Origin of the sequence: Mesorhizobium sp. 131-2-1, from assembly GCF_016756535.1 — a bacterium.
Taxonomy (GTDB): domain Bacteria; phylum Pseudomonadota; class Alphaproteobacteria; order Rhizobiales; family Rhizobiaceae; genus Mesorhizobium.
In genome coordinates this window covers 4,486,828-4,505,756 of the sequence record NZ_AP023247.1, presented here as the reverse complement: position 1 = coordinate 4,505,756, position 18,929 = coordinate 4,486,828, and the positions used below count along the sequence as shown (strand labels likewise).

At 63.8% G+C, this 18,929-nt stretch carries 23 protein-coding genes and 1 pseudogene; 9 read left to right on the top strand and 15 right to left on the bottom strand.

The window, feature by feature from the left end; all coding sequences use genetic code 11:
* Position 1 precedes the first annotated feature (1 nt).
* From JG743_RS21915 to JG743_RS21905, 3 genes are all read left to right on the top strand, one after another.
* Positions 2 to 562, top strand: coding sequence for a slr1658 superfamily regulator (locus tag JG743_RS21915; protein WP_202292833.1), 561 nt, complete (start codon positions 2 to 4; stop codon positions 560 to 562).
* A gap of 18 nt (positions 563 to 580) precedes the next feature.
* The gene (locus JG743_RS21910; protein WP_202292832.1) at positions 581 to 919 is read left to right on the top strand and encodes a slr1659 superfamily regulator; all 339 of its coding nucleotides are present in this window, start codon (positions 581 to 583) and stop codon (positions 917 to 919) included.
* A 344-nt stretch (positions 920 to 1,263) separates the two neighbouring features.
* A complete protein-coding gene (locus JG743_RS21905; RefSeq protein ID WP_202292831.1) occupies positions 1,264 to 1,872 on the top strand; it encodes an ATP-dependent DNA ligase in 609 nt (202 codons plus the stop codon).
* A 33-nt stretch (positions 1,873 to 1,905) separates the two neighbouring features.
* Here JG743_RS21905 and JG743_RS21900 read toward each other — a convergent pair whose 3' ends face one another.
* From JG743_RS21900 to JG743_RS21895, 3 genes are all read right to left on the bottom strand, one after another.
* The gene (locus JG743_RS21900; RefSeq protein WP_202292830.1) at positions 1,906 to 2,328 is read right to left on the bottom strand and encodes a hypothetical protein; all 423 of its coding nucleotides are present in this window, start codon (positions 2,326 to 2,328) and stop codon (positions 1,906 to 1,908) included.
* Between the two features lie 193 nt (positions 2,329 to 2,521).
* Positions 2,522 to 2,737 carry a GDCCVxC domain-containing (seleno)protein gene (locus JG743_RS34185; protein WP_244672855.1) on the bottom strand — a complete coding sequence of 72 codons (216 nt, stop codon included), beginning with the start codon at positions 2,735 to 2,737 and terminating at the stop codon, positions 2,522 to 2,524.
* A gap of 24 nt (positions 2,738 to 2,761) precedes the next feature.
* Positions 2,762 to 3,430, bottom strand: coding sequence for an ArsR/SmtB family transcription factor (locus JG743_RS21895; RefSeq protein WP_202292829.1), 669 nt, complete (start codon positions 3,428 to 3,430; stop codon positions 2,762 to 2,764).
* A gap of 71 nt (positions 3,431 to 3,501) precedes the next feature.
* Here JG743_RS21895 and JG743_RS21890 point away from each other — a divergent pair, with 71 nt between their 5' ends.
* Both JG743_RS21890 and JG743_RS21885 read left to right on the top strand, forming a co-directional pair.
* Complete coding sequence (locus JG743_RS21890) at positions 3,502 to 4,242, top strand: MBL fold metallo-hydrolase (RefSeq protein ID WP_202292828.1); 741 nt, start codon at positions 3,502 to 3,504, stop codon at positions 4,240 to 4,242.
* Between the two features lie 3 nt (positions 4,243 to 4,245).
* Positions 4,246 to 5,496 carry an MFS transporter gene (locus tag JG743_RS21885; RefSeq protein WP_202292827.1) on the top strand — a complete coding sequence of 417 codons (1,251 nt, stop codon included), beginning with the start codon at positions 4,246 to 4,248 and terminating at the stop codon, positions 5,494 to 5,496.
* On the opposite strand, the gene JG743_RS21880 is transcribed toward JG743_RS21885, so the two are convergent.
* From JG743_RS21880 to JG743_RS21860, 5 genes are all read right to left on the bottom strand, one after another.
* Positions 5,493 to 5,681 carry a DUF1059 domain-containing protein gene (locus tag JG743_RS21880; RefSeq protein WP_202292826.1) on the bottom strand — a complete coding sequence of 63 codons (189 nt, stop codon included), beginning with the start codon at positions 5,679 to 5,681 and terminating at the stop codon, positions 5,493 to 5,495. The two genes, JG743_RS21885 and JG743_RS21880, sit on opposite strands and share 4 nt — an antisense overlap.
* 136 nt (positions 5,682 to 5,817) lie before the next feature.
* Entirely contained in the window at positions 5,818 to 6,462 is a 645-nt protein-coding gene (locus JG743_RS21875; protein WP_202292825.1) for a cation transporter, read from the bottom strand.
* Positions 6,463 to 6,521: 59 nt separating this feature from the next.
* A complete protein-coding gene (locus tag JG743_RS21870) occupies positions 6,522 to 8,741 on the bottom strand; it encodes a sensor domain-containing diguanylate cyclase (protein ID WP_202292824.1) in 2,220 nt (739 codons plus the stop codon).
* Between the two features lie 198 nt (positions 8,742 to 8,939).
* Positions 8,940 to 9,671 (bottom strand): DUF2270 domain-containing protein, encoded by a 732-nt coding sequence (locus tag JG743_RS21865; protein ID WP_244672854.1) that lies wholly within the window; start codon positions 9,669 to 9,671, stop codon positions 8,940 to 8,942.
* Positions 9,672 to 9,782: 111 nt separating this feature from the next.
* Positions 9,783 to 9,986 (bottom strand): hypothetical protein, encoded by a 204-nt coding sequence (locus JG743_RS21860; protein ID WP_202292823.1) that lies wholly within the window; start codon positions 9,984 to 9,986, stop codon positions 9,783 to 9,785.
* Positions 9,987 to 10,142: 156 nt separating this feature from the next.
* Between JG743_RS21860 and JG743_RS21855 the strand changes: the two genes are divergently transcribed.
* Positions 10,143 to 10,763 carry a hypothetical protein gene (locus tag JG743_RS21855; protein WP_202292822.1) on the top strand — a complete coding sequence of 207 codons (621 nt, stop codon included), beginning with the start codon at positions 10,143 to 10,145 and terminating at the stop codon, positions 10,761 to 10,763.
* Positions 10,764 to 10,981: 218 nt separating this feature from the next.
* Positions 10,982 to 11,374, top strand: coding sequence for a lipocalin-like domain-containing protein (locus JG743_RS21850; RefSeq protein WP_202292821.1), 393 nt, complete (start codon positions 10,982 to 10,984; stop codon positions 11,372 to 11,374).
* A 105-nt stretch (positions 11,375 to 11,479) separates the two neighbouring features.
* Here the strand turns inward: JG743_RS21850 and JG743_RS21845 are convergent, their stop codons facing one another.
* Both JG743_RS21845 and JG743_RS21840 read right to left on the bottom strand, forming a co-directional pair.
* Entirely contained in the window at positions 11,480 to 12,115 is a 636-nt protein-coding gene (locus JG743_RS21845; protein WP_202292820.1) for an ankyrin repeat domain-containing protein, read from the bottom strand.
* A 152-nt stretch (positions 12,116 to 12,267) separates the two neighbouring features.
* A complete protein-coding gene (locus JG743_RS21840; protein ID WP_202292819.1) occupies positions 12,268 to 13,476 on the bottom strand; it encodes an MFS transporter in 1,209 nt (402 codons plus the stop codon).
* A gap of 346 nt (positions 13,477 to 13,822) precedes the next feature.
* Between JG743_RS21840 and JG743_RS21835 the strand changes: the two genes are divergently transcribed.
* A complete protein-coding gene (locus JG743_RS21835; protein ID WP_202292818.1) occupies positions 13,823 to 14,242 on the top strand; it encodes a VOC family protein in 420 nt (139 codons plus the stop codon).
* A gap of 23 nt (positions 14,243 to 14,265) precedes the next feature.
* On the opposite strand, the gene JG743_RS21830 is transcribed toward JG743_RS21835, so the two are convergent.
* Positions 14,266 to 15,159, bottom strand: coding sequence for a LysR substrate-binding domain-containing protein (locus tag JG743_RS21830; protein ID WP_202292817.1), 894 nt, complete (start codon positions 15,157 to 15,159; stop codon positions 14,266 to 14,268).
* A 122-nt stretch (positions 15,160 to 15,281) separates the two neighbouring features.
* Between JG743_RS21830 and JG743_RS21825 the strand changes: the two genes are divergently transcribed.
* Complete coding sequence (locus JG743_RS21825; protein WP_202292816.1) at positions 15,282 to 15,986, top strand: SDR family oxidoreductase; 705 nt, start codon at positions 15,282 to 15,284, stop codon at positions 15,984 to 15,986.
* A 13-nt stretch (positions 15,987 to 15,999) separates the two neighbouring features.
* Here JG743_RS21825 and JG743_RS21820 read toward each other — a convergent pair.
* From JG743_RS21820 to JG743_RS21805, 4 genes and pseudogenes are all read right to left on the bottom strand, one after another.
* Positions 16,000 to 16,260, bottom strand: a pseudogene (locus JG743_RS21820) (endonuclease domain-containing protein); the annotation flags it as partial.
* 70 nt (positions 16,261 to 16,330) lie between these two features.
* On the bottom strand, positions 16,331 to 16,930 hold the full coding sequence (locus JG743_RS21815; RefSeq protein WP_202292814.1) for a DUF922 domain-containing Zn-dependent protease: 600 nt from the start codon (positions 16,928 to 16,930) through the stop codon (positions 16,331 to 16,333).
* 74 nt (positions 16,931 to 17,004) lie between these two features.
* Positions 17,005 to 18,537 (bottom strand): winged helix-turn-helix domain-containing tetratricopeptide repeat protein, encoded by a 1,533-nt coding sequence (locus tag JG743_RS21810; RefSeq protein WP_202292813.1) that lies wholly within the window; start codon positions 18,535 to 18,537, stop codon positions 17,005 to 17,007.
* A gap of 64 nt (positions 18,538 to 18,601) precedes the next feature.
* Entirely contained in the window at positions 18,602 to 18,844 is a 243-nt protein-coding gene (locus tag JG743_RS21805) for a hypothetical protein (RefSeq protein WP_202292812.1), read from the bottom strand.
* Between the last annotated feature and the right edge of the window lie 85 nt (positions 18,845 to 18,929).

The following is an 18,929-nucleotide window of genomic DNA, read 5'->3' as shown; positions in this document are numbered from 1 at the left end:
AATGACAGCGCTGTTCGGTACTCCTGACATTGCAATCGGGATGAGGGAGAATGTCAGTCGTGTGCGGCTGTTCGACGGACCTCTCGACCTGAGTTGGCGTCATTGCGCTACGACATCGGATTTCATCGCTGATCTTTTCGCTTTGCGCTTTCAGTCGTCTCGCAATGACTACATGGAAGTGCGCCATAGCATCGGATATCTGGTCAACGAGCTCATCGAAAATGCTGTCAAGTTCCGCGCACCTGGTGAGATCGTGATCGAGGCGTCGATGGATTCGGAATGCTTCAAGCTCAAGGTGTCGAATGACGTCGATGGCCAAAACGTGTCCGAGTTCCAAAGCCTACTGGCGGACATTACGGTTGGCGACCCCAAAGACCTGCTGATACAGCGGATTGAAGCGAATGCTGCGAACCCCGATGTGGGCGGCTCCGGGCTCGGATTGCTGACGTTGATGAGCGATTATGGCGCACGCCTGGCCTGGATATTCAGCGCCGCCGACGAAAGCGATCGGATTTGCCTGGAGACATATGCCTCCATACCGATCTCGCAGACTCACAACTAGATGAAACGAAGCCAGGCTATGGAAATCAAGACCGACGACTACCGCGTGTGGATTGAAGGAAGCGATATTTTTTTCGACGGTTCAATGCGGCTTGCCAGTTCCGAGGCCGGTGCGCCCATCACGGCTTTGGCGACCAGTGTCCTTGCCGCAAATCCCGCTTCCATCACGCTCAATTTGAAGGACCTTCACTTCCTCAACTCTTCCGGCATCAACCTGCTGGCGAAATTTACCATCGAGGTGCGCAAGCATCCCGATGTTCGACTCGTCGTGCGTGGAACGCCCGACATACCCTGGCAATCGAAATCATTGCCGAACCTGAAGAAGCTGCATCCGGCCCTGGTGCTTTTAATGGACTAGGTCTTCAGGTCAGGCCGGCATCACCGGAAGACCAGCACACCTTAACCAGGTCGCCCGAAACTAGCCGAGGGACTGCCTGGGCCAGCGGCAATCCCAGATGGCACAGGCCAGTCGGGACGGCGCGGGAGCGCTGCACCCGAGCAAGATATGTACGCCAGGATAAGTATTAGGATGCCAAGGTAACGACAACCCGGCCCCGTTCGTAGATGTTCGAGATGGCTTAGCGGGGGCTCGGCCACAGTGGCTCAGCGGGGGCTCGGCACAGGCGGCAAGGCGTTCCAGTTGGGGGGATGTCCGGCTGCCTGTGCCGATCAGCCGCCGCTTGGCGGTCAAAGGTGGCGTCATTGAGTAAGCGAGCCAAGGTCAACAGCGGCCGGCTGGAGTTCATTCCGCCGCAGATCCCGACTCGGGTCGAGCAGCCGCCTGACGATGAGGGATGGGTTCACGAGGTCAATCTCGACGGCTACCGGACGCAGATCATCGTAGATAAGGGCGGCGTGCGCCTTTACAGCAAGAACGGTCGTGACTGGACCACGAAATACTGGCCAATCGCGCTGGAAGTCGAGCTGCCATGCCGGGCTGCCATTATCGACGGCGAGGTCATTGTGCCAGGCGAGCAGGGCGCTCCCGATTGCCCTGCGCTGGAAGCCGCGATCTGGAACGAGCCGAGCCGGCTGGTGTTCGTCGCTTTCGACATCCTCCATCTCGACGGTCGCAATCTGGCCTCCTTGCCCCTGCTGCAGCGCAAGCAGGCGCTGTGGCAGCTGGTCGAGCCCGGCCTCGGCAAGATTAAGTACAGCGAGCATTTCGAAGGCAGCGCGCCAGCAATCATCCGCGCCATCGACAAGATGGGGCTCGAAGGCATCATCTCGAAGCGCGCCGACAGCCGCTACAGCAGCGGACCGTCGAACACATGGCTGAAGGCCAAATATTCCGCGCCCGTCTCGGCGTAGCCGTTCCGGAGGAGGCCTGTGCCAATCAGTTTCCTAGGCAGGTACCAGGACGGCGATGCGATGCACACCGACCTCCTTGCTGGTGTTGGTCGCCTCGTCTGTCTTGCCCTTGGAGCAGGTGTACATGTCGCCCACCTTGAGCTTGAATTCCTTGTCCGCTTTTTTGATGGTGAATGCGCCGGACGTAATCGTGCATACCATGTCGTTGTCCATCATGGTCTGAGGCGCGTGTGCTCCAGGCTGAAAGACCACGTCGACAATCGAAATGCTCTTGTAGGCGGGAATGTCGGAATTGCCTGTACCGACCTCAACCACTCTGACGCCGGGCGCAATCTCCTTGCCTTCCTTCGGGCCGTATTTCTTGGTCTTTGCAGATGCCGCCAGGGTGAACAAAGGCGATACCGCGGCGGCCGTCACACCGAGAGCAATTGCAGACCTGCGATTCATGGTTTTCATCGCATCCTCCCAATATGTTGGCCACGCACGAACGTGCGTGATCAGCGTATATTAGCACAACCGCAAATAGACTGCAGGGGATTCCGGAAGCGCAAGCCGGCGCCGCGACAACGGTCTGTTTCGCTCTTCAAAGCGCAGCCGCGAGGCCGTTTGGCTTGGTCTGGCGCGATTTCGTCACCAGTGACAATCCCCACTACCGCAGGGAGCCGGCCCGTCCACCCGCCTCCTGGACCGGCGGACACGGCACATCGCCATAGGAGCAGAAGACGCAGCAGTCCCCCGCCTTCGGCCGAAGCATGGTCCCGCAGCCCTTGCACTCATAGAAGAACTGGCAGACATCGACCGGCATCGTTTCGGTAGCCCGATGCCCGCAATGGGGACAGGTAAGTGTGGTTGTGAGTTGGGTCATTGGGATCGCACCAGCTGTGTCAATTCAGGTTGCCGTTTCAATTGGCAGCCCTGCAGCCTTCCATTCCGGGTAGCCGTCCTCGAGCCGGTGAACGACATACCCTCGCGCCCGCAGTGACGCGACGGCCTCGAAGGACAGAACGCAATACGGACCACGGCAATAAGCGATGACCTCCCTGTTGGCGGGAAGCTCCGCCAGCCGGCGTTCGAGTTCAGCGAGCGGGATGTTGAGCGCGCCCGGAAGATGTCCGAGCACAAACTCTTCCTCCGACCGGACGTCGAGAACCGTGACAAGGCCGTCATGCAGTCTCGAGACGAGGTCTTCGCGCGTCACAGCCTCCAGCGCGTCGCGTGCGTGGAAGTAGTCGGCCATGACGCGATTGACCTCGGCGACGTTCCGCTCGCCGACGCGTCCCAGGGCCTTCATCAATTCAACCACCTGGGCATCCCCGGCAAGACGATAAAGCACATGCTTGCCGCGCCGCCGCGCCTCGACAAGTCGCGCGCGTCGGAGGATCTGAAGGTGGCGCGAGGCGTTGGCAAAGTTGAGGCCCGCCCGTGCTGCAAGTCCCTCGACGCTCCGTTCACCCTGGGCGAGGTGCTCCAGCAATTCCAGCCTGTGCGCATGCCCGAGAGCTTGAGCTACTTCGGCAAGGCTGGCGAAAATCGCCTGTTTCGGTCCGACGCTTGACATGCGATTTTTCTCGGCAGAACATTCAGCAGAATGATTGAATGTTATCGCGAGCGAGGCAGGGAGTGCAAGTCATGATCCTCCGCCAATTCCTCCATTCCGATCCCGTTGCCGCATCCTACCTGTTCGGATGCGGTGGCAAGTCGGCCGCCGCCGTCGTCGATCCGGTCGGCGACATAGCACCCTATCTTGGCGTTGCCGAGGCGACCGGCATGCGCATCCTCTACGTGGTCGATACGCACATCCACGCCGACCACATCTCCGCCGGGCGGACGCTCGCCGCAGCTTCCGGCGCGGAATACGTGCTCTTCGAAGGCGCGGAAGCCGGTTTCCCGTTTCGGCGCGCCAAGGACGGCGACGTGCTCGAGCTCGGCAACGTGACCATGGCCGTCATGCACACGCCCGGGCATACGCCGGAGCACATCTCGCTCCTGGTCACGGACAGGACCCGCGCGGCCGAGCCATGGTTCGTGCTGACGGGCCACACTCTCATGGTTGGCGATCTCGGACGAACCGAACTGGCAACCAGCGCCGAGGACGGCGCGCGGACACTGTTTTCGAGCGTGCGCCGCCTCAAGCAGCTGCCGGACCACGTCGAAGTGCTGCCCGGCGCCTACTCCGGCTCGGTCTGCGGGCGCTCGCTCAGCGGCAAGCCGACATCGACGATTGGCTTCGAGAAGCGCTTCAACAAGGCGTTCCGCATCGATGACGAGGACACTTTCGTCGCCACGATGATAGCAGACATACCGCCGCCGCCGCCGGATGCGGCGCGCAACCGCGCCGCCAATGCCGGTCTGGCCGCCGCCGCGGCCTGAGCAATGAACGAAGGGGCATCAGTTTCGGCAGGCTCGACTGTCAGGCTTGGACTCAAGGAAAACTGGCGCCAGTTTGCCCTGCTCATGCTGGTGAATGCCTTTGTCGGCGGCATGGTCGGGGTCGAACGAACGGTCGTGCCGCTCATCGGATCGGAAGAGTTCGGCATCACCTCGACGACACTCGTCGTCTCCTTCATCGTCAGCTTCGGCGTGGTCAAGGCGCTTGCCAATCTGGTCTCGGGCCAACTGGCGGACAGCTGGGGGCGCAAGCGCGTTCTCGTCCTCGGCTGGCTCATCGGCTTGCCGGTTCCGTTCATGATCATCTGGGCCCCGAGCTGGGGATGGGTGATTGCTGCCAATGCGCTGCTCGGCATCAATCAGGGGCTCGCCTGGTCGATGACGGTCATCATGAAGGTCGATCTCGTCGGCCCGAAATCGCGCGGCCTCGCCGTCGGCCTCAATGAATTTGCCGGCTACCTCGCCGTCGGCGCGACGGCGTTCCTCACCGGCTATTTTGCTTCTCAATACGGATTGCGGCCGGTGCCGATCTATCTCGGGATCGGCTATGCCGTCTTCGGCACGGTGTTGTCGGTGCTGCTCGTCCGCGACACGCGCGACCACCTTCGGCTGGAAACAGTCGCCCACGCACAGCAGTCCGCGCCGATCAGCTTCCGCGAGGTTTTTGCGCTGACCTCGTTTAAGGATCGCAATCTGTTCGCGGCATCGCAAGCCGGCCTCGTCAACAACCTCAACGACGGCATGAGCTGGGGTATTTTCCCACTGTTCTTCGCGTCCTTCGGACTTGGTATCGAGCGCATCGGCATCCTGAAGGCGATCTATCCCGCGACCTGGGGAATCCTGCAGATCGTCACCGGCCCGTTGAGCGATCGTTGGGGCCGCAAAGGCCTGATCGTCGCCGGAATGTGGATCCAGGCCTGCGGCTTGTTTCTCACCGCGGCCACAAGCCGGTTCGAATGGTGGCTCGTCGGCAGTCTTCTGCTAGGGCTTGGAACAGCGATGGTTTATCCAAGTCTGATCGCGGCGGTTTCCGACGCCTCGCATCCAAGCTGGCGCGCCCGCTCGCTCAGCGTTTATCGGTTCTGGCGCGACCTCGGCTACGCAATCGGCGCGCTCTCCGCGGGCCTCATCGCCGACCGGTTCGGGCTCTCATGGGCGATCACGTCGATCGCTGCGTTGACGTTTCTCTCCGGCGCGATAGTCGCCATCGTGATGCAGGAGACCGCCAAGGGCTAGCCAGCCTGAATGATCTTTTTCACCTGTTGCCGGTCTTCCGGCGACCACTGCTCAGGCTTCTCCTGATGAGCTATGGTGGCGTGAAGCTCGATGTGTTTCCACAGTTCGGTCTCAGTCTCAGCCGTAAACGATCCTGGACAGGCTTCCATTCCAGGGTAATCCTTGCACCGATATGAGTAGGCCATATCTGCACCTCCCTAGTTTGCCCAGTAAGCAGGCAAGGGAAGCGGCGCGCTTGTCAACTCACAGTTTTCGAATGGCAGGAAGTGCCGCGCGCACGATCTCAGCCGCGCGTCTGGCCGTTAAGTTCGGCTAGCGTTCCTATTCAGCTGGCGACATAGGGCGAGGGCTGCTCAACTCGGCGAGCGACTGGCTGGTGACAACGACTGCACCTTGAATAGCCAGCGCTGCCATGATGCCAGCGACAGCTGCGTCAGGCCAGCCGGAGCCGGTTCCAAAGACGCCGGCGGCGGCAACCAGGACAGCAAGGTTGCCGAGTACGTCGTTGCGGGTGCAAATCCACGTAGAGCGCATATTCGCGTCGCCGCTCCTGTAGGCCCACAACAGACCAAATGAAGCAGCGTTCGAAAGCAGGGCCGCAAAGCCGACTGCACCAATTGTAAAGGCTCCCGGCAGCGTCCCGTAAACCGTGTTCCAAACCGCTATCCCGATGACCCAGGCTGCGAACAGTCCCATGGTCGCGCCCTTGACGAGCGCTGCGAGAGCGCGATAGCGAAGCGCCATGCCGACCACAAAGAGACTGATCGCGTAGTTGCCGGCGTCACCAAGGAAATCGAGGGCATCGGCCTGCAACGAGGCAGAGCCAGACGCAACGCCAGCGCCGATCTCGACCGCAAACATTGCTGAGTTGATACCCAGAACTGCCCAAAGAACACGCCTGTATGATGCGTCTTCCCGCTTGGTCGGGTGCCTATCGTGATCGGCCCCGCAGCATTGTGCGCCCATCACCATCTCCCATGCTTTCCGCTAAGCATACAGGTGGTCGGCCGATGTGTGAAAGCATATTAACCCTTGGCCTCCGCACCTGCTTTCGTGACCGGCACCAACTGGATCGCCGGACGCTCGCCCGGCGGATTGTTCCTGGCGACGACGACGCGGTCGCGCCCTTCCGCCTTGGCATCGTATTGCGCGTGGTCGGCGGCGTTGGTGAGCTCGGCCCAGCCCGCGCCATGCTCGGGGTAGGCGGCGACGCCGAATGAGGCGGTCACGGTGCCGAGCGTTCGGCCGCGATGCGCCAGATGCAGCTGCTTGATCGCCTGGCGCAGCGTTTCAGCGCGGGCGGCTCCCTCCTCGAGCGAGCAGCCCGGCATGACCAGGGCGAATTCCTCGCCGCCATAGCGAGACACGACATCGCTGTCGCGCGCATGCTCGATCAGGGTCGCGGCGACCTGCTTCAGCACCAGGTCGCCGGCTTCGTGGCCGAACGTGTCGTTGAACTGCTTGAAGTGGTCGACGTCGAGCATGATGATCGCCAGCGGCTGGCTCGAGCGCTCCATGCGCCTGAGCTCGCGGCTGCTGGTTTCCTCCAGATAGCGGCGGTTGAACAGGCCGGTGTTCGGATCGCGGATCGATTGCTGCCGCAGTGTCTCGCGCAGGCGCAGATTGGCCAGCGCCAGCGCCAGCGTGTCGACGACGCCGCGCAGGATCTGCTGCCGCTCGGCCAGCCATTGCGGCTTCTCGGCCGCATTCGGCTCGCACAGATGCAGGATGCCCAGCGTCTCGCCCTGCGCCGCCAGCGGCATGCAGACATAGCCCTTCTTGCCGTTCTCGGTGATGTGCGCGCAGCGCGGCGTCAGCATGCCCGGGCCGGCGACATGCTCCTGGCCGCGCCGCAGCGCCCAGCAGTCCTCTGGCGCGAACTGGTTGACGCTCGAGCGGACATCGCCCCAATGCGCCATCTCCTCCACCAGGTTGCGCGAGGCGCTGGTCAGATGCACGCTGCCGCTCAAGCCGCCGAGGAACTCGGTCATCGCTGTGCCGACCACCGAGAAGGCCTCGGGGAACGTCACGCAGGCCTGCAGCAATTCGCCGAGCCTGACCAACCGCGTCGTGGTCTCCGACTTCTCGTGCAGCTCGCGATTGAGGACCGCCAGCTGGTCGGCGCGCTCGTTGACGACCCCTTCGGCGCGGCGCAGCTCGCTGATGTCGTTGAGCGTCAGCACCAGGCCGCCCTCGGAGCGGCTCAGCGGGCTGCAGCTGGCGATGACAGGCATTTGCGAGCCGTCCGGTCTGGTCAGGCGCACTTCGCCCTGGTGCTGGCGGCCGGTGGCCAGGGCCATCTCGACGGGCGACGTGCCGCCGGCGAAATCGCCGCCTCTCGGGTCATGGAGCTTCAGCGCAGCGTCCCATTGCAGCCCGACGATCTTGTCGGCCCGCCGGCCGATCATTGTCGTCGCGGCGGGATTGACGCTGGCGATGCGGCCGTCGCCGTCGAGCACCGCGATGCCCTCTGCCACCGTCTCGACGATATCTTCGATATGCGCCCGCGCCGAGGCGAGCTGGTCGGCCATCGTGTTGAAGCCGTCGGCCAGTCGTCCGAACTCGTCCTTGCGGTCGTGGCGGATACGCATCATGGCGTCGCCCTGCGCCAGCGCCTGCATGCCGCGCATCATATCCCTGAGGCCGGAGCCGAAACGGCTGAGCAGCAGCCAGGCGAAACCCGCCGCCACCAGCATGGCGGCCGCCGCGCTGAGACCAACCAGCCAGAGCAGGCCATTGGTCCGCAGTGCGGCGGCGTTCAGCACCGGATCATATTCCAGCAGCACGGCGCCGACGATCGTGTCCTCGCCCTGCTCGATCGGAACGGCCAGGATGGCGTTCGCTTCCCCAGGGTCGACGAACCTGCGCGGGACGCCGTCCTCCAGGGTCTGGCCGACCTCGTTGCCGGGGTCGTGGTCGAATTTTTCGCCGGCCTTGTGCTCCTCGTCGGCGGCATGGGCAACGACAAGCTTGTTGCGGTCGACGACGATGAAATCCCGCTGCGAGCGCCGGTACTGCAGTTCCAGGAACTGCTTGAGCGACTCGGTCTGCTCGAGCAGCGAAGGCGCCCCCGCGGATGGTTTGAAGACGATGGTGTCGGCGAGCTCGCGCGCGACATTGGTCGCTTCGGTCAGCCCCAGATATTTGGTCGCCGCCATCTGCGTGAAGACCGCGACGCCACCAACCAGTCCGATCAGCGCCGCGGCGCCGACCATGCTGACGATGATCAGGCTCCTAATGCGCATGGAAGGACCTCGCCGGCGATGGCGCTAGTCTGTTCGCGGATTGAGGCCAGTCTCTCATCCATGACCTTTTATTACCAATAGCTTATCAACGTGCTAACGGTGGCCCGCCCGGAGGTTGTCCCGCCGGGGCAACGGACGGGTTTCTGCTTTCTTCGAAAGCAGCGGCTGAATTTCCATCAAATTGCGGCCTGCGCCCGTTCAGACATGCACGGTGCCATGCGAAAGCTCGCCTTCCTCGCTGCTGACCAGGAAGGCGGCGGCGAGCAGGCCGACATAGAACAGCGCCACAATGGACGCGACGACGATGCCGGGCACCGGGCCTAGCGCGGCCACGCGCATCGCGTCGAGGAACGAGGCGCCGAAGCCGATCGGCGAGCCTTCGCGCTGCAGGCTGGGCGTCGTGATCTTGAGCACCCAGGCCAGCATCAGGATCGTGTACATGAAGATGTAGTTGCGGCGCAGCCGGCGGACCAGCGCCGCGCGCTGCGAGATAAGGAAGCGCGGCGAGCGCAGTCCTTCGCCGACGATCGCCAGCCAGTTGGACGCGAAGTCGGGCTGCGGCGAGAAGATCTGCGCGAAATAATAGCGCTCGAACTGGCGCACCCGCGCCCGGTAAACGTCGAAGAAGCGGTAGCGCCGCGCCTCGATCCACAAGAGCAGCGTGATCAAAAGCATGGCAAACAGCAGCACGCCATGATGCGAACTCGGCGTCGACAGCGAGACCGAAAGCATCGCGGCGGCGACGGTGATCGCCCAGTTGCTGGTCCGGTCGAGCCGGTCGCGCCAGCCGGCCATGCGCGCGATCTCGGCACGGTGGAAATGCGACATGGTCGTTGCGAGTTCGGAGGAGGTGAGCTTCAACGCGAACGCATCGGAGGCCCGCGGCGCTGCCGCCGCCTCGACGGGCTTCACGGTCTCGACCTTGGACATCCCCTGCCATCCAAATGCAATGGCCGGCCGAAACGGCCGGCCATCACCCCGATGACAACAATGCGCGGCGGACCGAAACGTTCCCGCGCCTCTGTGTCGAAAAGCCCGTATTCAGGCCTGATAGGAGATCTTTCTCCTGGTGGGCATCGGGAACTCCACCACATCCGCCGAATGTCGGCTGTACTGGGCCACCGCGATTGCCTCTATCAAGAGATCGAGCGCCGTAATCGTCGTTTGGCTGGTTTCGTCATCGCCGCGCAGATAGTGGCCGGCCCGCTCGAGGTGCAGGCGAGCGGCGGCAAAGTCGCTTTTCATTAGCTTCTCCTTATTGCCCGCCGTGCCGCGAAGATGCTCGAGTCGCTTTACCCGAAAGCAAACATCCACAGCCGCATTTGAATCGAATTGTCGCGGAAACGGCGATCTTCCCGCAAGGGGCAATTGGCGGTTGTGACGCCTCGCTTCAAATCGGTTATGTTCGCCGCCGACGAGGTGACGATGGGCTTCATCGCAAAACCCCTGGACGAAACCACCTGGCCGGATTTCGCCGCGCTGGTCGAGCGCCACAATGGCGTCTGGGGCGGCTGTTGGTGCATGGCCTTCCATGCCAAGGGCAGCGGCGCCGGCGGCAATCGCGCGGCCAAAGAGGCGCGGGTTCGGGAAGGCAGCACGCATGCCGCGCTCGTCTTCGACGGCGCGGCCTGTGTCGGCTGGTGCCAGTTCGGGCCGACCGGCGAACTGCCGCGCATCAAGCACCGGCGCGCCTATGAAGACGGGCTGACGACCCTTCCGGACTGGCGCATCACCTGCTTCTTCATCGACAAGGCGCGTCGCGGCGAAGGGGTCGCCGCCGCCGCGCTCGCGGGTGCGCTCGGCGAAATCGCCCGCCTTGGCGGCGGGACGGTGGAAAGCTATCCCGAGGATGCCGAGGGCCGGAAGGTCGCCGGCGCCTTCCTGCACAATGGCACGCTGGCGATGTTCGAAAAGCAGGGTTTTCGCCGCGCCCGCCAGATCGGCAGGCACCGCTGGGTGGTCGACAGGATAGTGGCGCCGGCGCCTGAAGGCTTGGGGACCACCGCTTCGCGCAGTCACTGAAAATGACGCCCTGCAATGGCCGCTGGCGTGTCGCAAACCCTCTGGGCAATGGATGGCCCTTGCGACAAAATGGGCGCAGCCGCGCCGAAGCCAGGGCCACGCGGGCTGCATAAGGAGCGCTGCCAGGAAACAGGGGAGGGTAGACGTTGGCTCAAGATACGCCAGTCAGACCGCTTGACCGCGATCTGCTTCTTGGAAGCTGGAGGATGACGTCCTGGATGACGAGAGACGTCGCGACCGGGGAGCGGCGAGAAGCTCTCGGCCAGCATCCTCAAGGCATCGTCATCTATACACCTGAGCGCGTCATTTTCTTTATCCTCAGGAGCAGTCGCAAACGGCCCGAGCGGATGCCGCCATCGGACGAAGACAAGATCGCGTTGTTCGACACGATGTTCGCCTATTCGGGCAGCTATACGGTTGAGCCGGATCGGGTCGTCCACCATGTCGACATGAGCTGGAATGAAGCTTGGAGCGGCACAGAGCAGTTGCGGTTCTGCAACGTCGACGAAGATACGCTGACTTACACGTCTGCTCCCGCCCCGAATCCGTTCGACGGGCGCGAGGTTGTCCACGAAGTGACCTATGTCCGGGAGAAACGGCCCGCCGAATAGACTTGCCCGTTCATCAAGGGCGTGCCGCCGGTCTGACGCCTGTCGCCGAACGGTGCGCGGCAGGTTCTTCGGCGCGTGTGGGTCACGGTCGGCCGCGCCGAGCGCTCACTTGCCTTCGAAGAAGCTGTGGATGGCGGTGTCCAGCATCTCGATGAGCTGGGCGTTGCGGGTGCTGCCCGCCCAGATCAATGCGTTGAGCCGCATGTCCTTGTTGAGGAAGTTCACCTTCCTGGACTCAAGCAGATACTCGGCGACCTCGTAGTGCCGTCCCTTGATGGCCTCGATGAGCGCGCTGTTCCGTCCCGTCTTGTCGGCCAGATTGACGTCCGCGCCATGCTCGACGAGCAGCTTGACGACGTCGAGATGGCCGTTCCTTGCCGCTTCGATCAGCGCCGTCCTGCCGTAATAGTCTGCGCGGGCATTGATATCGATCCGAGCATCTCCCACCAACGCCTGGATACAGTCGTAGTGGCCCTTGGCGGCGGCCAGGCTCAAGGGCGTGCTCTTCCATTTATTCCTGGAATTGATGTCGATCGCCGGGTGCGCGATCAAGGCTTCGAGCACCGCGATGCGGGCATTGTGGGCGGCGAGATGCAGCGCCGACCAGCCGCCTTCGTCGGTCTGGTTGATGTCCGCCCCGGCCGCGAGCTCCGCGCGCACGGCCTGCGCGTCGCCTTTCTCGGCCGCGACCATCAGGTTGGACCAACTCCTGGCTTCTTCGGCTTCCAAGCCTGCGGTCACTGCATGTCCCCCGGACGATGGGATTTTGCCCGCATTCATCGGATGCGGTGTCTTTGCGGAGCCTTTCATACTCGCCGGCGTCCGGCAATTGGATTTCGCGCCAACGGACGGGCGATCCCGAGATGATCGGGACCGCCGGGCGCCTTTGAGGACTACGCCATCTGCAGCCGCTGCCGGCTCGGCTGCGGCGGGAAGGCAATAGCGATGCCGACGGCACCCAGCCCGACCAGGGCCGAGCCGATGAACAGCCAGGAATAGCTGTGATAGGCATCGAAGATCATGCCGCCGGCAAGCGGCCCGAACGACATGCCAAGGCTGGACAGCATCGTGGCGGCGCCGAACACCGTGCCGATGATACGCGGTCCGAAATATTCGCGCGCCAGCACCGCGTAGAGCGGCATGACGCCGCCATAGGTGGCGCCGAAGATGATGGCGAGAACGTAGAACTGCTCGAGGCGGCTGACGGCGAGATAGGCGGTGAGGACCACGGCCTGGATGGCAAGACCCACGATCAGCACCGGCTTGACGCCGAGACGGTCGCCGAGCACCCCATAGAGCAGGCGGCCGCCAAGGCCGGCCAGGCCCTCGACGCTGTAGATCGTGACGGCGGCCATCGGCGCGATGCCGCAGGCCATGGCATAGCTCACCATGTGGAAGATCGGTCCCGAATGCGCCGCGCAACAGGCGAAGAAGGTCATGCCCAGCACCAGGAATTGCGGCGAGCGCAGCGCCTGGCCGACGCTCATGCCGGGATCGTCAGTGGCGCGCGCCGGCGCGCCATCGGCTGCTGCGGCCGCGGCCGGCGGCTGGCGCACCAGGAAGGCGACGGGAAGCAGCAGCACCCAGGCCATCACGCCGATGTCGAACATGGCGGTGCGCCAGTCATAGGCGGTGATCAGCCAGCGCGCGAAGGGCGAGATGGTCATCGGCGCCACGCCCATGCCGGCCGAGACCAGCGACACGGCGAGGCTGCGGTTGGTGTCGAACCAGGCGGTGGTGAGCGCGATCATCGGCGCGAAGAAGGCGCTGGCCGCGAGCCCGACCAGCACGCCATAGGTGAGCTGGAAGACTGTGAGCGAGCCGGTGCGGCTGGCCATCACCATGGCCAGCCCGAGCAGCAGCGCGCCGGCGAAGGCGACGGGGCGGGCGCCGATGCGGTCATAGATGGCGCCCCAGGCGAAGCCGCCGAGGCCCATCACCAAAAAGTTCAGCGTCATCGCGCTCGATATGCCGGCGCGCGACCAGCCGGTGTCGAGCGAAATCGGCTCGAGAAAGATCGCCAGCGAAAACATCACGCCGATGGCGACACAGCTCATCAGCGCGCCAGCCGCGACGATGACCCAACGATAGGAAAGTTTCATGTCCTTCTCCCATGCCGGAAGTTAGAGTTTGTCGACACGGCGCAACCTTTTTCGAGCTTCGTCACGCCGTTTGCGTCCGAAGGACGTTGGCGTCGGTACCGATCCGACAATCCGGTTGCATTTTTTAATCAGATTTTTGATGTCGCGGCACCTTAGAAAGCGATTTCAACATCTTAGCCAAAAGGCCAAGTGTTAGAAATCGCAAGAGAGCGGATTTTCACGCGCCGACGCTGGCGCTCCTTCCCTTCTGTCCCGCCGTGGCCCCAAGTGTCAGGAGCCTGCAATACCCGACGTTGACCGGAGGTTGATCGCTTCTAGATTGACCCATTCAATGCAGGAGGATGCCATGGAACTCTATCGCGGCCGGCTCATCGACCACATCCAGCTGGTGGTGCGCGACCTGAAGGCGAGCCGGCGCTTCTATGGCGCGGTGTTCGAGGTGCTGGGCATTCCGGTCGGCGGCGAGGCCGAGGATTATTTCTGGGCCGACGAGATGTTCATCTCCAGCGCCGACAGCCGCGCCGCCCAAGGCGTGCTCACCGGCCGCCATCATCTTGCTTTCCAGGCCGGGGACCGCGCCATGGTCGATGCTTGGTACAAGGCGGGGCTCGCCGCCGGCGGCAAGGACAATGGCGCGCCTGGCGAGCGCCCCTACCACCCCGGCTACTACGCCGCCTTCCTGCTCGACCCCGACGGCAACAACATCGAGGCGGTGTTCCATGGCGAGGCGAAGCGGAGTGCGGCCGCGGTGGAGATCAGCTTTTAAGCGCAACACCCAGGCCTTGAAATTCAGCCCGCATCGCCCGCATCCAGCAGCCATTGCCGGACGGCTTGGGTCGGTTCAGGGTGCCGCTGCTTGCGCGGCATGACGACATGGAAATCCTGCGTGCCGCGCATGTCCCCCTGGACCGGCTGGGTGAGCCGGCCGGCAGCGAGGTCGGCGGCGACCAGGAAGCGGCTGGCAAGCGCAATGCCCTGGCCGGCGATGGCGGCGTCGATCGCCAGCGCCGTCTGGTTGAAGCGCATGCGCTTGGCCTCCGCCGCCATCTTCAGGCCGAGCACGGTTTCCATGAACTCCGGCCACAGATTGTGGGCATCGTGCAGCAGCATATGATGCTGGATGTCCGACGCGGCGATTTCGCCGGCGCCGGGCGGCAGCAGGGCAGGGCTGCAGACCGCGATGACCTGCTGCGGGAACAGGAGGTCGACGACGAGGCCGGGACCGAAGGGCGGACGGCCTTGCCTGACCGCGATGTCGACGCCGTCGGCCTGGAAGCTCGACAGGCTTTCGGTGGCAAGGATGCGCAGGTCGACGAGCGGGTTGTGCGCGACGAAGTCGGGCAGTTTCGGGATCAGCCATTTGGTGGCGAAGCTCGGCGTCACGCTGATCGTCAGCCGTGCCGGTTCCGGCCGCAGCAGCGCTGTCGCCTCCGAGATCAGCTCGAAGGCGCGGCGGATGTTGGGCACATAGGCACGGCCCTCGTCGGTCAGCGCCAGGCCGCGCGGCCGCCGTTCGAACAGTTTCGCGCCAAGGCTGGCCTCCAGCCCGCGGATATGCTGCGCCACCGCGCCCGGGGTGACGTTGAGCTCAAGCGCGGCCAGGCGAAAGTTGAGATGCCGCGCCGACGCCTCGAAGGCGCGCAGCGCATTGAGCGGCGGCAGACGCAGGAAGTCCTCAGGCATCGAGCAGTTTTTCTACAGTCTGATTTCAGGCTTTCTGGTTCGAACCAGCGGCAAAAGCCGAATATAACACGTTGTGATCAATGGTGGTACAGGCCGAAAACCAATCCTGAAAGGAAGACGCGATGAGTGTAGAAAAAGTAGCTGTCGTCGTTGCCGGCGGCAGCGGCATGGGCGCGGCGGCGGCAAGGCGCCTGGCCGCCGACGGCTTCAAGGTCGCGATCCTGTCGTCGTCCGGCAAGGGCGAGGCCCTGGCCAAGGAGCTCGGCGGCCTCGGCGTCACCGGATCCAACCAGTCGAACGAGGATCTTCAGCGCCTTGCCGACCTGACGCTCGAACGCTTCGGCCGCGTCGACGTCCTGGTCAACAGCGGCGGCCACGGGCCGCGCGCGCCGATCCTCGAGATCACCGACGAGCAATGGCACACCGGGCTCGACGTCTATCTGATGAACGTCATCCGGCCGGTCCGCATCGTGGCGCCGCACATGGTCAGGCAGAAGGCCGGCGCCATCATCAACATCTCGACCGCGTGGGTGGTCGAGCCAAGCCCGATGTTCCCGACCTCGGCCGTGTTCCGGGCCGGTCTCGCCGCCTACACCAAGATCTTCGCCAACACCTATGCCGCCGACAATGTGCGCATGAACAACGTGCTTCCCGGCTGGATCGACAGCCTGCCCACCACCGAGGAGCGCCGCGAGAGCGTGCCGATGCAGCGCTATGGCACCAGCGAGGAGATCGCCGCGACCATCGCCTTCCTCGCCTCCGACGGCGCCGGCTACATCACCGGCCAGAACATCCGCGTCGACGGCGGCATTATTCGCGCGATCTGATTGGTGGTCCTCGTCAGGGTCCGCCGGCTAGGCCGGCTTCGATGACAATGTGCTGGCAGACATTGTCGATGTCGCGGACGACGTCGTCGTTCCAGAACCGGAGGATGGTCCAGCCGCTCGCTTCCAGATAAGCGCTTCGCGCAGCGTCACGCTCGAGGTGTTCGGCATCCGCGTGCTGGCTGCCGTCAACTTCCACGACCAGATGGTGAAGCGGACAGGCAAAGTCGACGATGTAGGGCCCGATCGGTACTTGCCGGCGGAAGCTCATTCCCATCTCCCCCGCAAGGGGGGAGATTGGCAGCTTCGCCGGCGGCTCTCTTCTTGCAAAAAAGCTCCGTCGCCATCTACTCCCCATTCACAAACGCCAACACCAGCCTCTGCAGATTGCCGCCGGGCCCGAACTCGATGCGGTCGAAGTCGCGGCTGGCCTGGCGTTGCGCTTGTGAAAGTGCGGCAAGCCGTGCGGTGAGCTCGGTCCTGATCTTCTTGCAGGCAGGGTCGTCGGCGACGGTCAGCCCTACGCTCAGCGCCTCGATCTTTTGCACCATGTCGATGATCTGCCCGCCATGCACCTTCTCATGCGCGGCAAGGCCGGCGGCGAAGCTGTCCCAGCGTTTCTGCAGGCCCGGCGGCAGCGGGCCGACCGGCTTCGGCAGCGTGTAGGTGATGGTGAGCTTCGGCCGCGCCGTTTTCAGCATGCAGGCGCCGCCTCGCGGTTGGTAGTCGCGGGTCCAGGTCAGCTTGAAATTGGTGTGCGCGATGACGCGCTTCTTGCTGTCGCCGATGAGCGGGCCTTTTTCGCCGATCGAAGCGTAGAGCTCGGGCGGGGTCTGGCCGGAGATGGCGTAGGTCTCGACCTTTTCTACCGGCTTCCAGTCGCCGGCCCGCGCCGGTGCGAACGGCAGCATGGCCGCGAGCAAAGGCAAGACGATGGCTGGTTTCATGGGCCCCGCGGACTGGCAATGGAGCCCGATTCGGCGGGCGATCGCCGCATCATGCCTGTTGCGCGGCGGGCTGGCTATGCCGCCGTGTTGTCCCAGCCGGCCCGCTCGAGACCGATCCGCAACCGTTCACAGTCCTCGGCGCACTCCATGCGCAGGTCTCCAAGGATTTCCGCCATGGTCAGGCCGGAATCCAGCGCGCGGCCTTCCCTGACGCAAGCCCTGGCTTTCTCGGTGTCGCCGTCGAGCGCGTGGCAAGCCGCCAGTCGCGCCCATTGCCAGACACTCTTGCGCGGCAGGGAGGAGAAGGAGGTTGCGGCCTCGCGGTAGCGTCCAGCAATGAACAAGGCTACGCCTCGGTCGAAATAGTACCAGCTCGGATGCATCGGGTTGAGCTGGAAAGCCTGGTCGAGCAGGGCCAGCCCGGCTTCGCCATCGCCGCGCAGCGCCTTGAAGTAGCCGGTCTGGGCGAGCGTGTCGGCATCATAGGGATTGAGGTCCAGCGCGCGGGCGAAATGCTTCTCGGCGGCGTCGTACTCGTCGCAACCCCGGTAGAGCAGGGTCAGCGCCAGGATCCTGTGGCATCGCCCCTCGTCGGGGCTGAGCGCAATGGCATGCAGCGCCCGGTCGCGCGCCTGGTCGAGCACGGCGCGCGGCGCGCCGGAATAGCCTCCTATGATCAAATCGGCGAGCGCCAGATAGGCATGCGCCAGGCCCGAATTCGGGTCGCGTTCGAGCGCCTTGAGCAGATGCGCGCGCGCCTCCTCGTTCACCCCGTCGCCATAGCTGCGCAGCAGGGCCATGCCACGCAGCAGGTGGAGATAGGCCTCGACATTTGCGGCCGAAGCGGGCTGGCCGCGGCGCATGACGGCGTTTTCAATATTGGCCACAAGCGCCGTCGCGATCCGTTGGGCGACCGTCCTCTGGAAGGCGAAGATCTCGCCTTTGGCGAATGTGAAACTCTGTGTCCAGACGCGACGGCCGGATATCGTCTCGGTAAGCACGACGCGAGCGCTGTAGCCATCCCCGGCGGATTCCACGCTGCCTTCCGCGATATAGTCGGCGCCAAGCCGCAAGGCGGTCGCGTTGATATCCTCCGTCCAATGCTCGGCCAGCACGAAGGCCGAATGGCGTGCCAGCACCGCGACGGTCTTGAAGTATGACAGCGCGTTGGTGATTTCCTCGACCGCGCCGTCGAACAGCACCTTGCCGGTGGTGTCGTCGGCTTCCACGCGGAACGGCAGGATGGCGACCATCGGTTCGGCCGCGCGTCCCGCTTGAGCCGCCATCTGCGCAGGCGGATCGGTGGGCCGGGTTTCCGCGACCTGGAACAGATAGCCGCGCCGGGGAACGGTACGGATCAGTGCCTGCGCCTCGTCACCGATCGATTTGCGCGCGTCGCGAATGCACTGGGTGAGCGAATCCTCGGTGGCGATGATGCCTGGCCAGACAGCCTGCAGCAACTCGTCCTTGCTCAGCACCCGCCCGGAATTGCGTATCAGAAACGCCAGAAGGTCGAAGGTTTTCGGCCGGATCGGCACAATCTCGCCGTCACGCCTGAGCGTGCCCAGGTCAAGATCGAGAACCGCGTTGCCGACCTGTTGCGACAAGCCCTTGCCCCATCGCCGTGCCCATTCGCGCGGCGACTATCGGAGCGGCAGAATGCCGGCAAGGTCAAGCCCGAAAGAATGTCCCCGGAAAAACACCGTGCGGCAGGACATGGCGAATCCGAGGCCATAGCCCCGGCCGTTTGCCGGATGGGGCTGCCGTCTCGCAAGGCGCCTGCCGTTCGAAATAGGCCAGCATCTCATTGGCTTCCCCGCAGATGAGCCCGGCGACGCCCATCGACAGGATGCGCTGCGTTTCCTCCTGCGCCAGCATCGAGGACCAACGCGCTCCCTCAGCTTTCTCACGCATGATCGATCTCCAGGATCAGTGGTTCACGGTCGCTCATCGGCCTGTATTGCTTCAGCATTGCCGCAACGGGTGCTCGCTGTCCTGA

Bases quoted from the DNA above. Each gene is read 5' to 3' on its own strand.
- JG743_RS34185 (WP_244672855.1), bottom strand. From the start codon at position 2,737: ATGACCCAACTCACAACCACACTTACCTGTCCCCATTGCGGGCATCGG.
- JG743_RS21830 (WP_202292817.1), bottom strand. From the start codon at position 15,159: ATGCCTGAGGACTTCCTGCGTCTGCCGCCGCTCAATGCGCTGCGCGCC.
- JG743_RS21865 (WP_244672854.1), bottom strand. From the start codon at position 9,671: ATGTCCAAGGTCGAGACCGTGAAGCCCGTCGAGGCGGCGGCAGCGCCG.
- JG743_RS21850 (WP_202292821.1), top strand. From the start codon at position 10,982: ATGACGAGAGACGTCGCGACCGGGGAGCGGCGAGAAGCTCTCGGCCAG.
- JG743_RS21885 (WP_202292827.1), top strand. From the start codon at position 4,246: ATGAACGAAGGGGCATCAGTTTCGGCAGGCTCGACTGTCAGGCTTGGA.
- JG743_RS21875 (WP_202292825.1), bottom strand. From the start codon at position 6,462: ATGGGCGCACAATGCTGCGGGGCCGATCACGATAGGCACCCGACCAAG.
- JG743_RS21835 (WP_202292818.1), top strand. From the start codon at position 13,823: ATGGAACTCTATCGCGGCCGGCTCATCGACCACATCCAGCTGGTGGTG.
- JG743_RS21890 (WP_202292828.1), top strand. From the start codon at position 3,502: ATGATCCTCCGCCAATTCCTCCATTCCGATCCCGTTGCCGCATCCTAC.
- JG743_RS21910 (WP_202292832.1), top strand. From the start codon at position 581: ATGGAAATCAAGACCGACGACTACCGCGTGTGGATTGAAGGAAGCGAT.
- JG743_RS21855 (WP_202292822.1), top strand. From the start codon at position 10,143: ATGTTCGCCGCCGACGAGGTGACGATGGGCTTCATCGCAAAACCCCTG.
- JG743_RS21900 (WP_202292830.1), bottom strand. From the start codon at position 2,328: ATGAAAACCATGAATCGCAGGTCTGCAATTGCTCTCGGTGTGACGGCC.
- JG743_RS21915 (WP_202292833.1), top strand. From the start codon at position 2: ATGACAGCGCTGTTCGGTACTCCTGACATTGCAATCGGGATGAGGGAG.
- JG743_RS21815 (WP_202292814.1), bottom strand. From the start codon at position 16,930: ATGAAACCAGCCATCGTCTTGCCTTTGCTCGCGGCCATGCTGCCGTTC.
- JG743_RS21880 (WP_202292826.1), bottom strand. From the start codon at position 5,681: ATGGCCTACTCATATCGGTGCAAGGATTACCCTGGAATGGAAGCCTGT.
- JG743_RS21860 (WP_202292823.1), bottom strand. From the start codon at position 9,986: ATGAAAAGCGACTTTGCCGCCGCTCGCCTGCACCTCGAGCGGGCCGGC.
- JG743_RS21825 (WP_202292816.1), top strand. From the start codon at position 15,282: ATGAGTGTAGAAAAAGTAGCTGTCGTCGTTGCCGGCGGCAGCGGCATG.
- JG743_RS21895 (WP_202292829.1), bottom strand. From the start codon at position 3,430: ATGTCAAGCGTCGGACCGAAACAGGCGATTTTCGCCAGCCTTGCCGAA.
- JG743_RS21805 (WP_202292812.1), bottom strand. From the start codon at position 18,844: ATGCGTGAGAAAGCTGAGGGAGCGCGTTGGTCCTCGATGCTGGCGCAG.
- JG743_RS21840 (WP_202292819.1), bottom strand. From the start codon at position 13,476: ATGAAACTTTCCTATCGTTGGGTCATCGTCGCGGCTGGCGCGCTGATG.
- JG743_RS21870 (WP_202292824.1), bottom strand. From the start codon at position 8,741: ATGCGCATTAGGAGCCTGATCATCGTCAGCATGGTCGGCGCCGCGGCG.